This window comes from Streptomyces sp. NPDC016459, from assembly GCF_040632845.1.
GTDB lineage: Bacteria > Actinomycetota > Actinomycetes > Streptomycetales > Streptomycetaceae > Streptomyces.
The window spans coordinates 80,973-93,703 of record NZ_JBEYCR010000006.1 but is presented as its reverse complement, the minus strand read 5'-3'; the positions used below and the strand labels follow the sequence as shown (position 1 = coordinate 93,703).

Here is a 12,731-nt window from a genome sequence, read left to right as displayed (position 1 = left end):
GGTCAGCTCACCACTCCGGTCATGACGGCGACGGGGACGGAGACGAAGCCCGCGGTCAGGGCGAGCGCGAGGCAGTCGGCGAGGCCCCTGAGGAGGCGTTCGCGGCGGGCGCTGCCGACGCCGAGCGTCTGGGCGGCGCTCCAGAAGCCGTGGCGGACGTGGAGCCCGACGGCGAGCATGGCGACGATGTAGATGACGTTGCCGTACCAGGTGGAGAAGGTGTCGACGACGTTCTGGTAGGGCCTGCCCTCCTCGAAGCCCCCGGGGTGGACGGTGCCGGTGGTCAGGTCGAGGACGTGCCAGACGATGAAGAGGGCGAGGATGATCCCGCCCCAGCGCATGGTGCGGGTGGCGTAGGAGGCACGCCTGCGGCGGTGGACGTACGCGGTCGGGCGGGCCTTCAGGTCGCGGCGGCTGAGCTGGTACGCGCAGACGGCATGGGCCACGACGGCGGTGAGGAGCACGATCCGGACGAGCCAGAGGGCCCACTCGTGGTGCAGCACGGGAGCGCCCATGACCCGCAGCCAGTGGCCGTAGGCGTTGAACTCCTCGGGGCCGAAGAAGACCTTCAGGTTGCCGGCGACGTGCGCGACGAGGTAGCCGAGCATGAGCAGCCCGCTGACTGCCATGACCGTCTTCTTGCCGAGGGTCGATGACAGGAATCCGCGTGACGGTGTGGGGGACGGCGGGCGGCGCGTCGTCCGGTCCCTCGTGGGTGCCAGAGCCATACCCCCGACGGTAGGGCCGAAGGACCCGAGAGGTCCAAGACATGGTCCGGCTGATCTCGATAGGTGGAGCCTATTCATCTGCCCTACCCTGGGGTCATGCAGTTCCAGCAGCTCCTCTACTTCGTCGCCGTGGCCGAGACCCGTCACTTCACCCGGGCGGCGGAGCGCGTCCACGTCTCGCAGCCCTCCCTCTCCCAGCAGATCAAGGCCCTGGAACAGGAGTTGGGCGCCGAACTCTTCAGCCGCGCCCGGGGCAACATCACGCTCACCGACGCGGGCGAGTCGCTGCTGCCCCTCGCACGGCGGATCCTGGCCGACACCGAGACGGCGCGGATCGAGGTGCAGGAGCTGGCCCGGCTCAAGCGGGGACGGGTCCGGCTCGGCGCGACCCCGAGCCTGTGCACCGGGCTCCTTCCGGACGTGCTGCGGGCCTTCCACGACCTCCATCCGGGCATCCAGCTCCTGATCCAGGAGGGCGGCTCGCACGATCTCGTACGGGAGCTGGCGCGCGGGGCCCTCGACCTGGCGCTCGTGGTGCTGCCGCTGCCGACCCCGTCACCGGCCCTGACCACGGTCGAGCTGCTCCGGGAGGACCTGGTGGTGGTCTCGTCGGCCTCGGCCCCGGCGCCGCGCCGTCCGGTGCGGATCGCCGATCTCAGGGACCAGCCGCTCGTCATGTTCCGACACGGCTACGACCTGCGGGAACTGACCGTCGGGGCCTGCCGGGCGGAGGGGTTCGAGCCGACGTTCACGGTCGAGGGCGGCGAGCTGGACGCGGTCCTCGGTTTCGTACGGGCCGGCCTCGGGCTCGCGGTCGTCCCCGCGATGGTGGCGGCGCGCGCCGGCCGCGACCTGCGGGTGACGGCCCTCGCCCGGCCGGGCCTGCGCCGGACGATCGCCCTGGCCCACCGCAGCGACGTCGCTCCCCCGAGGGCGGCGCGGGAACTCCAGCGGATGCTGCTCGCCTCGCGCCGTGGCCGGGGCGGGATGCCGGACTAGGGCCGGGCAGGGGCCGGGTGCCCCCGGCTTCCCCGCCGCGGCGGGGAGGCCGGTGTCGTTCCTCCGGGGTACGGCCTCAGACCGCGTCCGCCAGGAGCAGCGAGTGGATGCGGTCCGGGGCGCCGGGGCGGGCGTAGTACCAGCCCTGGGCCGTGTCGCAGCCGAGGTCGCGGAGCTGTCGGGCCTGCGCCCCGGTCTCCACGCCCTCCACGGTCACGGCGAGTTCCAGGCTGTGCGCCAGGGAGACGATCCCCTCGACGATCTTGATGTCGACCGGGTCCACCGGGTGCTGCTGCATGCCCCGGGTGAAGGAGCGGTCCAGCTTGAGGACGCTCACCGGCAGTCGGCGCAGGTTGGCCAGGTTCGAGTAGCCGGTGCCGAAGTCGTCGAGGGCGATGTCCACGCCCATCTCCGCGAGCTGCCGCAGCGGCTTGAGCAGGTCCTCGTCGGCGCCGATGAGCGCCGATTCGGTCACTTCGAGGCAGAGGGCGCCCGGATCGAGCCCCGACCGTTCCAGGACGTCGACGGTGTCGGCGACCAGGCGCGGGTGGTGCAGCTGGGTCGGGGAGAGGTTGACGTTGATCCGCAGCGGGCCGCCGTCGGCGTGCCGGGTCTGCCAGAAGCGGGCCTGCCGGACGGCCTCCTGGAGCACCCAGCGGCCGAGCGGCACGATGAGGCCGGTGTCCTCGGCGAGCGGGATGAAGCGGTCGGGACCGAGCACCCCGTGCTGCGGGTGGCACCACCGTACGAGCGCTTCGGCACCGTGCACGCTGCCGTCGCCGAGGTGGACGAGCGGCTGGTACTCGATGAAGAACTCGCCGCGCTCCAGGGCGGTCGGCAGGGCGGTGGTGAGGCCGTGCCGGGTGATGGCGCGGGCGTCCGCTTCCGGGTCGGCGCGTTCGAAGCGGTTGCCGCCGGCCGACTTGGCCCGGTACATGGTGATGTCAGCGCTCCGCAGCACCTCGGCGGGGGTGCGCTCGCCGGCCGGGCCCTCGACGACGCCGAGGCTGCCGCGGACGGTCAGCTCCCGGCCGTCGATGCGGAGGGGGGTGGAGAGGGCCGTGAGGATGCGGTCGGCGAGTTCGGTGGTGTCCCGTTCGCCGACGGCGCCGGTGGTGAGGGCGACGAACTCGTCCCCGCCGAGCCGGGCCACCATCTCGCCGGCGCCGGTGACGCAGCTCTGGAGCCGGTCGGCGACCTCGACGAGGAGCCGGTCGCCGGTGGAGTGGCCGAGGCTGTCGTTGATGACCTTGAAGCCGTCGAGGTCCAGGTAGCAGAGGCCGAACCGGCCGTTCTCGCCGGGCGCCAGGGCCTTCTCCAGGCGCTCGAAGAACAGGGTCCTGTTGGGCAACCCCGTGAGCGCGTCGTGGGTGGCCTCGTACCGCAGGCGCAGGTGGAGCAGGCGCCGTTCGGTGGTGTCCTCCATGAGGGCCAGCTGGTACTGGGGGTTGCCCTCGGCGTCCCGGAGGAGGGAGACGGTGAGGTTGGTCCACAGAACCGTTCCGTCACCTCGGTAGTACGGCTTCTCGACCCGGTAGTGCTCCCGGTCGCCGCGGACCAGCTCCTCGTACAGCTTCCAGACGTGCGGGCCGTCCTCGGGGTGGACCCACTCGCTGACGTTCCGGCTGCGGACCTGGCCCTCCATCCCGCCGAACATGCGGGTGAGGGTCTCGTTGACCTCCAGGACGTTGCCGTCGAGGTCGGCGATGCCGATCCCTATGGCCGCTCCGTCGAAGACCGCGCGGAAGCGGCTCTCGGTGGCGTGGAGGGCGATCTCGGCGGCGCTGCGGGCGGTGAGCGCGGAGCGGGCGATGGCCTCCTGCTCGGCGCGGGTCCGCTCGCGCAGGGCTCCCGCGTAGCCGGTGGCCATGGCGTGCTGGAGGCGGGAGCAGCGGGCCCGCAGTTCCTCGGCCGGGAGGTCGGAGTCGGCACCGCAGTAGAGCACCAGGTACGAGTCGACGACGCCGAGGCTGCGGCCGAGGGCATCCGGGTCGGTGCAGTGAGCCGCGACGAGGGCGGCGCCGGCGCCCTGGGCCGGGACCGTGTCGAAGGGCCGGGCGTGCAGCGCGTCGCACAGGGTGCGGGCCAGCGGCAGCAGGTGCCCCTCGAACTCGGCGCGGGTCAGGGAGGTGGCGGTCACCGGGAAGATCGCGCGGCTCCAGATGGTGACGAACCGCCTGAGTCTGTCCTCCGGGCCGTCGGCTTCGGCGACGGCGCCTGACGGCTGCGACGGGACCTTCACGCCTTGCGCCCCACCCCTGCGAATCCGGAGAAGGCGTAGGGGTCCTCCTCCTCGACCGGGCTGTTCGGTCGCCAGTGGGGCATCGGGACGAGGCCGGGCTCGATCAGGTCGGTGCCCTCGAAGAAGCGTGTGATCTCGTCGCGCGACCGCATCACCAGGGGGTTGCGGATGTTCCGGTAGACCCCGACGGTGCCGCCGGCCTGTTCCTCGGAGAGCGGGATGCCCTCGAACGAGGCGTGGGTGAGGACGACGAGGCTGCCGGGCGCGAGGGCGCCGAGCAGTTCGGTGACGGCCTCGTACGGCCGGTCCTCGTCCTCGAGGAAGTGGAGGACGGCGACGAGGAGCAGCGCCACCGGCCGGTCCAGGTCGAGGAGTCGGGTCACCTCGGGGCTGTACAGGATGTCGGCCGGCTTGCGCAGGTCGGCGGCGACGACCGCGGCGCTCTCGTCGTCCCCCAGGACGGCGCGGCTGTGGGCCACGGCGACCGGGTCGTGGTCGACGTAGACGACGCGGGCGGTGGGGTCGGCCGCCCGTGCGACCTCGTGGACGTTGCCGAAGGTGGGTATGCCGGATCCGATGTCGAGGAACTGGGTGACGTCGTTGTCAACGGCGTGGCGGACGGCACGCCGCATGAAGGCGCGGTTCGCCTGCATGATCTTGGGCAGGCCAGGCATGAACTCCATGGCCTTGCGCGCCGCTTCCCGGTCCACTTCGAAATTGTGCGAGCCGCCCAGATAGAAGTCGTACATACGGGACACGCTCGGCACCGAAATGTCGATACCCGGCGGAGCCCAGGCGGGACGCTCCATCAATGTCTCCAACAAGTCGCCATGGGGGATGCGGCCATGTGTTCGCGGCCGGTGTTCGAGGTGAGGCTACTGATCGACCGCCAGGAGAGCGAGTGGAAACGGAAATTCGCGATCCGTTCTTGGTCACACGCCATTGACACGTGCTCGCGGAGCGAAGAGTTCGCGCCTTCATACCGTGCATATTCACGTGCATCCGCGTGTGCGTCAGCCCTCCGAGCGGCGGTGATCCCTTCGGCCGGGCGCCCAGGCCCCGCCCGTACCTCGGCCGTTGTCACCGCCGGGGCCGACCGCCGGTGCAGGATGCCCCGTTCATCATCCCCCGCGGCAGGGCGACAACCGGACAGATATCACTCCGGGGTCCGGAACACGCGAAGTCGGCCGACTTTCCGAATCCCGCCGCGCACCTGAACGCGGGCGTCGCGTCACGTCCGACTGCGGATCGGCGAAACGTCACGGGTGTCTCCGAAGATCCCCACCATCCGGCGAATCCCGGCGCGTTCCTCCCCCGCGCGCCATGTCTGTGATCAAGCTCGACGGCGTGCCTCTGTACGGATCACTCCTCGCGCGGCCGCTGGCGGCCCTGGCACTCGTGTGGTTGCTCGCCACACCCGTGCCCGCCGCCGCCGATTCCTGCGCCTACGCCACCACCGGCCCCGGTGGGTCGAACACCTCGGTGGCCGTCGTCGGGCCGGGTGCCTGTTCGCCCCGGCCCACCCCGCCGGCACCGCCGCCACCGGCGCCCTCACCGCGGCCCACCACGCCCGCGCCCCGGCCGACGCCCGAGCCCCCGCCCCCGCCGGCCCCGGTGCCACCCCCTCCTCCCGTACGGACGACGACGCCGGCACCGTCTCCCCCGGCCACCGCCCCGGCGCCGCGCCCCGAGCCGGCGTCCCCCGTCCCGCCCGCGACACGGGAGCCGGAGCGCGTACCGGTGTCCGCCTCACCGCCCGCGCCCGCGCCCGCGCCCTCGTCCCCGCCCACCGCGCGGCCCCGGCCACCGGCCGCGGGACCGGTCGCGCTCCCCCACTACCGCCGCACGTCACGGCCCCAGCCGAAGGGCAGCACGTCCGTCGTCACCATGACGCTGGTGATCATCGCCCCCGCGGTCCTCGCGACCGCCATCCTGCGCCCCCGCTCCCGCTGATCCCCGCCGGAGGAATCCATGTCTGAATGGCTTGTTCTCACCCTTGCGATGGCCGCCGCGTGCACCGTCGTGCTCACGATCGTCGTCATCAACCACCGTCGGCTCCCCGAGGACGACGATCCCAGCGAGACCCCCGACGTCATCGAGTACATGACGATGATGATCGGCGTGATCTACGCGATCGTCCTCGGCCTGGCCATCGCGGGCGTCTGGGAGGCACGGGGGGCCGCCCAGGAGACGGTGCGGCAGGAGGCGCAGGCGATGCACGAGATCTCCGCCCGCGTACAGGTGTATCCGGAGGACGTCCGGGCCCGCATCCGGGCCGATGTCGACGCGTACGTCAGCTACGTGGTCAACGACGAGTGGGCGTACATGGCGGAGGAGGGCGCGCTGAGCGAGGAGGGCACCGCGCTCCTGGAGCGGGTCCGGCGGAGCGTCACCGACTACCAGCCGGCCACCGACTTCGAGGGGCAGGCCTACCAGCCCCTGGTCGACCAGGTGGCGGTGGCCGACGACGCCCGGGGGGCCCGGGGGCAGAGCGCCGGGGCGACCATGCCGGGGGTGGTGTGGTTCGGCCTGATCATCGGAGCCCTGGTCACGGTCGGCCTGATCTTCACGCTGCAGATCCGCAGGACCGGCCGGGAGGTGCTGCTCGCCGGGCTCTTCAGTGTGCTGATCGCCTTCCTGCTGTTCCTCATCTGGGACTTCGACGCGCCGTTCGGCCGGGGCATCTCGGCCACGGCCTCGCCGTTCACCGATCTGTTCCCGCAGGTCACACGCTGAGGCCCGGGGTCCCAGTGGGCCGCACGGGGGACATACGTGCCCCATTCGCACGTCTGGGATCGCGCTTGTGATAGTGCGCTCCTAGCGTTTCGGACATCGAGGTGCACGCAAGGTCTTCGGCGGAAACCCCCTTCCGCGGCTGCCCCTCGGGACCCGGAGGATTCACCATGCGCGCGATACGTGCTGCGTCCACTGCCTTGCTGGGGGCGGCCGCCCTCGCCCTGGCCGTCCCCACCGCCGTCGCCGCCGACGGCGCCCCCGCGAGCGACCCACGGGCCGTGCGGGCCAAGGCGCCGGGCGACTTCGTCGTGTCGCCCTCGCTCGTCGCCCCGGGCGGCCGGGTGACGCTGAGCGCGCCCGGCTGCGCCAGCACGGCGACGGCCTCGGCCGGCATCTTCGACACCGTGACCATCGCGCCGAACGCGGCCGCGACCGCGGTGGTGGACTGGGACGCCCGACGCGGCGCCGTCTACACGGTGGCGTTCAACTGCACCGGCGGACTGCGGGACACCGTCGATCTGACGATCAGCGGTATCCCCACCGCCACTCCGACGATCGCCTCCACCGTGCTCACTCCCCCTCGCGGGGTGCAGGGCGGCGTGGGCGGCTCGGTGGGCGGGCTCGACCCCGTCGAGGTGGCCGCGGGTGCGGCGCTCGTCCTGGCCGCGACCGCCGGTGGCGTCTACGTGTTCCGCCGCCGCGCCGCCGCCCGTCGCCACTGAGCGGGTGCCGTGGGCCGGACCGGAGCGGCGACCGGCGTCCCCGGACGCCCGTCGCCCCCGGGTCCCAGCCGGGACTCGGGGGCGACGGGCGTGGCGGGCCGACCGGGAGGTTCGGCCGGTCAGACCCCCGCCCCGGTCATACGGCGGCGGCGGGCGATGAACAGTCCGCCACCGAGCGCGGCGGCGGCGACCAGGCTGCCGCCGACGGCCATCTCGGTGGAGCTTGGCGCCAGCGAACCGCCGATGCCGCCCGCGGCACCGCGGCCCGCGAGGACGCGGAACGGGTGCGTGACCACGCGGGAGTTGTCGCTGCACTTGACAGCGAGGTTGTAGCTGCCGGGAGTGGCGTTGTTGTGGACGCGGGCGATGGCGCTGGACAGCCCGTTGGAGTTCACCGACAGGTTGGTCGTGGGGAAGGCGTTGGACGTGACGGTGCCACCGTGGCCGCAGCCCTTGGCGGTGATCGTGATCGTCGACCCCGCGTGGACGTCGTAGGGGTTGACCTGGACATTGCTCGGCCCGTTGGTGGCGACGGCGAGGGGGGCCCCGAGCCCGACCGCAGCGATTGCGGTGGCGGTCACCGCCAGAGTGCGTGCAGCACGCATGGTTGAACCTCCAGTGGAAGACGCCCCAAAGCGGTGCTCCGGGAGTTTCGACGAGTACGCCTTCCATGACGAACCATCACAAGTCATGGCGAACCGTGCACTTCGGCACTGGTCCACCCCGGTGAGGCGACACGCCCGGAATCGGGCCCCTGAAGGCGATAGAACCGCAGGTCAGAGCCGACCAGGATGCTTATCTGACGAGTACTCGGATGGGTCAGCCCCGTGTCACCCGACTGTCGTCCGCCGCCGCACCGACGACCACCTGCGGCACGGTCCGCGACGCCCGCTTCCGGCGGCGCCGCGCGCAACCGGGTTCCGGCCGCTCCGGCAACCCGTCCGGCGGCGCCGCCCACCCGTTCGCACCGTCCGGGGCGACGGCCCGGCCGACCGCCCTTACCGTTTCGACGACGCCACGAAGGGAGAACCATGCCCCCGAAGGACTTCCGCGTCCCCCAACGCAGGAGACGCCAACCCTGGGGCGTCCTGGCCCTCGCCATGCTGTCCGGGATCGCGATGATGCGCAACGGAGTGGACGTCGCGCTCGGGCCCCCGCAGCCCGCCGCCGCGGCGCGTCCGGTGGCGCGCCCCGTCGTCCCGCCGCCGCCCGGGGCGAGCCAGGGTGTGGAGCCGCTGACCTTCGCGCCGGCCTCCCGGATCAGGATCCCCGCGATCCGGGTGGCGGCTCCGATCATGGACGTGGGCCTGGAGCCGAACGGCTGGGTCGCGGCCCCCCCGCCCGAGGACGCGAACCTCGCCGGCTGGTACCAGAACGGCATCTCCCCCGGCCAGCGGGGCACCGCGGTGGTCGTCGGCCACGTGGACAACGCGCAGGGGCCCGCGGTCTTCTACGGCCTGGGCTCGCTGGAGAAGGGGCAGCACATCGAGGTCGAGCGGTACGACGGCCGGGTGGCGGTCTTCGAGATCTACGGCGTCGAGGTGTACTCGAAGGACGACTTCCCGGGCGTGCAGGTCTACTCCGACACCGGCGAGCCCGAACTGCGGGTCATCACCTGCGGCGGCGGGTACACACGCGCGCGTGGCTACGACGGGAACGTCGTGGTGTACGCCCGCATGGTCGGCTCCCGCTAGCCGGAACACACGGGAAGGGCCCCGGCACCCTGTGGTGCCGGGGCCCTTCCCGTGTCGTGCGGGTCAGCGCCGGGGCACGGTGATGTGGTAGCCGGCGTCGAGCAGTTCGGGCAGATAGCGGCGGAGCGCGGCCACGCTCTGGGCCCGGTCGCCGCCGGCGTCGTGGGAGAGCACGACCGCGCCGGGGGCGGCGCCGTCGAGGACCCGGCGGACGATGGTGTCGGTGCCGGGTTCCTTCCAGTCCAGGGTGTCGACGGTCCAGGCGAGCGGCTCCATGCCGAGTTCGGCGCCGATCTCGAAGGAGTGCCGGTTCCATGCCCCGTAGGGCGCTCGGTACCAGAGCGGGGCCGTGCCGAGGGTCCGCTCGACGACCTCGCTCGTGGAGCCGAGCTCGTCACGGATGCGGGAGGGCCGCAGCTTGGGGATGAGGGGGTGGGACCAGGAGTGGTTGCCGATGACGTGTCCGTCGTCGGCCATCTCCCGCAGCAGGTCCTGGTTCTCGACGGCCATCTCGCCGCAGACGAAGAACATCGCCCGGCAGTCGTACCGGCGCAGGGTCTTGAGGATGCCGGGGGTGTAACGGGGGTCGGGTCCGTCGTCGAAGCTCAGCACCATCGAGCGGCCGGCGCCGGACATGCTGAGGAAGGGACGCTGCCGCACCGGCGGCACCGCGCGCCGGAGGGACGGGGGCGCGTACGCGGTCATCGGCTGGAGCCGGTACGCGCTGGGGCGCAGCCGGGCGGCCTGGAGCTGCGGGCCCGCGGCGGGGCCCGCTCCGGTGCCTCCTCGGCCCGCCCGCCCCCCGGGCGGGGCCGGGGGCGCGCCACGGGTGGTGCTCGCGGGCGCGGCGAGCCGGTCCACCGCGAGGACCCCGACGGTGGCGGTGGCCCCGAGGGCGGCGGCGAGCCGCAGCACCGCACGACGCCCGTTGGTCATCTGATCCTTTTTCATGACCAATGGTTCATACGGATGAGGGTTCGCGTGGCTGATCGACACCGGCCGCCCGTCCGAAAACACCCGATGAGCCGATAGCCCCGACGGGTGGCCGAACGAGGGCCGGGGGGGGCTACTCGCCCATCACCAGGCCGTCCTGCGCGGCGCCGCGGCTCAGCACCACCTGCCGGATCGTGTCGCGGATGCCGGTGCGGTGCGGGTCGGAGGCGTCGGCGGCGCCGAGGTTGACCACCCGGCCGCGCCCGGTGTCGAACCACTGCGGGACGAACTCGGCCCTGCTCACCTCCCAGCGCCCGCCGGTGGCCCGGGGCGGGGTGAAGGTGAAGCGGCCGATGCTGCCCTGGTTGCCCCGGGGGTCGTAGGCACCCTGGTGGTTGATCATGTCCCCGGCGATCTGGTCGCCCATCCCGTAGACGACCCAGGTGCCGTTGACCTTCTCGTACGCCTGCGGGACGTGGGCGTGGGTGCCGATGATCAGGTCGATGTCGGGGCGGCCGCCGGACTGCGAGGCGGTGAGGGCGCGGCCGAGCGAGAGCTGCCGCTCGTCGGGTTCGGTCTGCCACTCGGTGCCCCAGTGGACGCTCACCACGACGACGTCGGCGCCGGCCGCACGGGCGGCGCGGGCGTCCGCGATCACCTTCCGCTCGTCCAGCAGGTTGACGGCCCAGGGCTGTCCCTCGGGCAGGGGGTAACCGTTGGTGTCGTAGGTGTAGGCGAGCTGGGCGACGGTGGCGCCGCCCGCCTTCAGCAGGGTGGGCCGGGCCGCCTCCTCGGCGGTACGGGCCGATCCGGCGTGCCGGACGCCCGCTTTGTCGAGGGCGTCGAGGGTGCGGCCGAGGCCCGCCGCGCCGTCGTCGAGGGTGTGGTTGGAGGCGGTGGAGCAGGAGTCGTACCCGGTGGCCCTGAGCGCGGCGGCGACCTCGGGCGGCGACTTGAAGGCGGGGTAGCCGGTGTAGGGCCCGCCCTCCTTCCCGTACACGGTCTCCATGTGGCAGAGGGCCAGATCCGCCGTGGAGACGACGGACTTCGCCCCGGAGAGCATGGGTGCGAAGTCGTAGCCGTCGCCGCCGGCGTCCTGGGCGGCGCGGCGGATGATCGAGGCGTGCGGGAGGACGTCACCGGAGGCGACGAGGGTGAATCCGGCGGGTGCGGAGGCGCCGCCGGGTGCGGCGGACGGGAGGGCGGGCCGCACGTTCCCCGGCCGTCCCGCCGTCGTGTCGGGAGTGGGGGCGCCGCCGGTCGGGCCGCTCCCCCCGGTGCAGCCGGTCGCCGCCGCGAGGAGGGCGGCGGCGAGCGCCACCCCCGCGGGCCTGGTGCGTGAGGTCATGACGGCACTCCACCCAATTCGTGTGATGAACATCTGTTCTGACGAATTGATCTCGCAGGAAAGCCTCAGTCAAGGGTCAAGGCCGCATCAGGGCAGGAACCCCGCTGAAACGGACGCAACAGCTCCGGTCGACCGCCGTCCGACCGTTCGCCGTACCATTCGCCGCTCGGTGCGACCGTTCGTCGCACACCGGTGTCCGTTCCCTGTCCCTCGCTGCCCGGATGCGTTCGTATACGCCCCTGACGACGAGCCGCGGGAGAGGCGGGCAGCATGACGACGGCGACCACCGACGAACGGACCCTTGAGGAGTTGCAGCGAGACCACGGGCCCGCGCTGCTCTCCTTCCTGCTCGGCCTCACCTACGGGGACCGCCAGCGCGCCGAGGACCTCGCCCAGGAGACCCTGGTACGTGCCTGGCTCCACCCGGAGGCCTTCGACGGCCCCTACGAGTCGATGCGCCCCTGGCTCTTCACCGTGGCCCGCCGCCTCGCCATCGACGCCCGGCGCTCACGCCTCGCCCGGCCCGCCGAGATCGGCGACGGCGTCCTCGCGGTGACGCCCGACCCCGCCGACGCCACCGCGTCGGCCGAGGCCGCGCTGGACGTACGGGCGGCCGTCCGCGGCCTCAGCCCCGAGCACCGCGCCGTGCTCGTCCGGATCTACTTCCACGGACTCAGCGTCAACGAGGCGGCCGTCGACCTCGGCATCCCCGCCGGGACCGTCAAGTCCCGCTCGCACTACGCGCTGCGGCAGCTCGGCCGTTCCCTGCCCGACTACGAGCCGCGCCGCAGGGCCGTTGCCCGCTCCCGCGCCGGGGCCCCACAATGACGCCGTGACGCTGACACTCGCCGCCGCCGAACAGGTCCTCGCCGACAACTTCGCCCCCTGGGTGCTCGATCTGGGGCTCTCGGTGGTCTCCGTCGACGCCGACGGGGCCGTCCTCCGGCTTCCGTGGTCCGACCGGCTCGCCCGGGAAGGCGGCGGCCTCTGCGGCCAGGCCATGATGGCCGCGGCCGACACGGCGACGGTGATCGCGGTCACCGCCGTCCGGGGCGGCTTCGTGCCGATGACCACCGTCCAGCAGTCCATCAGCTTCCAGCGGGCGGTCGTCGGCTCCGACGTCCTGGTGCACGCCCGGCTCACCAAGGCGGGCAAGCGGATGGCCTTCGCCGACATCACCGTGACCGCCGAGGGCACGGAGGAGATCGCGGCCCACGCGACCGCGGTGTACGCGCTCCTCGGCTGAACCGCCCGGCACCCGGACACCGGCCGCCACCCACGACTCCCCCGCCCCCGCGGCACCTCTTCCGCCCCGTACGCCTCCGGTGA

Annotated in this window: 13 protein-coding genes; 6 read left to right on the top strand and 7 right to left on the bottom strand. The window is 72.8% G+C overall.

What is annotated here, in order from left to right:
• Positions 1–2: 2 nt before the first annotated feature.
• On the bottom strand, positions 3–728 hold the full coding sequence (locus ABZ567_RS17150; protein WP_360790116.1) for a succinate dehydrogenase: 726 nt from the start codon (positions 726–728) through the stop codon (positions 3–5).
• Between the two features lie 96 nt (positions 729–824).
• Here ABZ567_RS17150 and ABZ567_RS17145 point away from each other — a divergent pair, with 96 nt between their 5' ends.
• Complete coding sequence (locus ABZ567_RS17145) at positions 825–1,727, top strand: LysR substrate-binding domain-containing protein (protein ID WP_360790113.1); 903 nt, start codon at positions 825–827, stop codon at positions 1,725–1,727.
• Positions 1,728–1,803: 76 nt separating this feature from the next.
• Here the strand turns inward: ABZ567_RS17145 and ABZ567_RS17140 are convergent, their stop codons facing one another.
• The 3 genes from ABZ567_RS17140 to ABZ567_RS17130 form a co-directional block, all read right to left on the bottom strand.
• Positions 1,804–3,969, bottom strand: coding sequence for an EAL domain-containing protein (locus ABZ567_RS17140; RefSeq protein ID WP_360790110.1), 2,166 nt, complete (start codon positions 3,967–3,969; stop codon positions 1,804–1,806).
• Positions 3,966–4,778: an SAM-dependent methyltransferase gene (locus ABZ567_RS17135; RefSeq protein WP_360790107.1), complete on the bottom strand. Its 813-nt coding sequence runs from the start codon at positions 4,776–4,778 to the stop codon at positions 3,966–3,968. Before ABZ567_RS17135 ends, ABZ567_RS17140 begins: the two co-directional genes overlap by 4 nt.
• 636 nt (positions 4,779–5,414) lie before the next feature.
• The gene (locus ABZ567_RS17130) at positions 5,415–5,759 is read right to left on the bottom strand and encodes a hypothetical protein (protein WP_360790104.1); all 345 of its coding nucleotides are present in this window, start codon (positions 5,757–5,759) and stop codon (positions 5,415–5,417) included.
• A gap of 181 nt (positions 5,760–5,940) precedes the next feature.
• On the opposite strand from ABZ567_RS17130, the gene ABZ567_RS17125 reads away from it, so the two are divergent.
• Both ABZ567_RS17125 and ABZ567_RS17120 read left to right on the top strand, forming a co-directional pair.
• The gene (locus ABZ567_RS17125; protein ID WP_360790102.1) at positions 5,941–6,705 is read left to right on the top strand and encodes a hypothetical protein; all 765 of its coding nucleotides are present in this window, start codon (positions 5,941–5,943) and stop codon (positions 6,703–6,705) included.
• A gap of 167 nt (positions 6,706–6,872) precedes the next feature.
• Positions 6,873–7,427, top strand: a complete 555-nt coding sequence (locus ABZ567_RS17120) for a hypothetical protein (protein ID WP_360790099.1) — start codon at positions 6,873–6,875, stop codon at positions 7,425–7,427.
• 119 nt (positions 7,428–7,546) lie between these two features.
• On the opposite strand, the gene ABZ567_RS17115 is transcribed toward ABZ567_RS17120, so the two are convergent.
• The gene (locus ABZ567_RS17115) at positions 7,547–8,032 is read right to left on the bottom strand and encodes a hypothetical protein (protein ID WP_360790096.1); all 486 of its coding nucleotides are present in this window, start codon (positions 8,030–8,032) and stop codon (positions 7,547–7,549) included.
• A gap of 426 nt (positions 8,033–8,458) precedes the next feature.
• Here ABZ567_RS17115 and ABZ567_RS17110 point away from each other — a divergent pair, with 426 nt between their 5' ends.
• Complete coding sequence (locus ABZ567_RS17110; RefSeq protein WP_360790093.1) at positions 8,459–9,121, top strand: class F sortase; 663 nt, start codon at positions 8,459–8,461, stop codon at positions 9,119–9,121.
• Positions 9,122–9,184: 63 nt separating this feature from the next.
• Here the strand turns inward: ABZ567_RS17110 and ABZ567_RS17105 are convergent, their stop codons facing one another.
• Together ABZ567_RS17105 and ABZ567_RS17100 are read right to left on the bottom strand one after the other, a co-directional pair.
• A complete protein-coding gene (locus tag ABZ567_RS17105) occupies positions 9,185–10,057 on the bottom strand; it encodes a polysaccharide deacetylase family protein (protein ID WP_360790092.1) in 873 nt (290 codons plus the stop codon).
• 130 nt (positions 10,058–10,187) lie between these two features.
• Entirely contained in the window at positions 10,188–11,402 is a 1,215-nt protein-coding gene (locus tag ABZ567_RS17100; protein ID WP_360790089.1) for a CapA family protein, read from the bottom strand.
• A gap of 270 nt (positions 11,403–11,672) precedes the next feature.
• Between ABZ567_RS17100 and ABZ567_RS17095 the strand changes: the two genes are divergently transcribed.
• Both ABZ567_RS17095 and ABZ567_RS17090 read left to right on the top strand, forming a co-directional pair.
• Positions 11,673–12,230 carry a sigma-70 family RNA polymerase sigma factor gene (locus ABZ567_RS17095; RefSeq protein ID WP_360790087.1) on the top strand — a complete coding sequence of 186 codons (558 nt, stop codon included), beginning with the start codon at positions 11,673–11,675 and terminating at the stop codon, positions 12,228–12,230.
• 4 nt (positions 12,231–12,234) lie between these two features.
• Positions 12,235–12,648, top strand: a complete 414-nt coding sequence (locus ABZ567_RS17090; RefSeq protein WP_360790084.1) for a PaaI family thioesterase — start codon at positions 12,235–12,237, stop codon at positions 12,646–12,648.
• Positions 12,649–12,731: the final 83 nt, after the last annotated feature.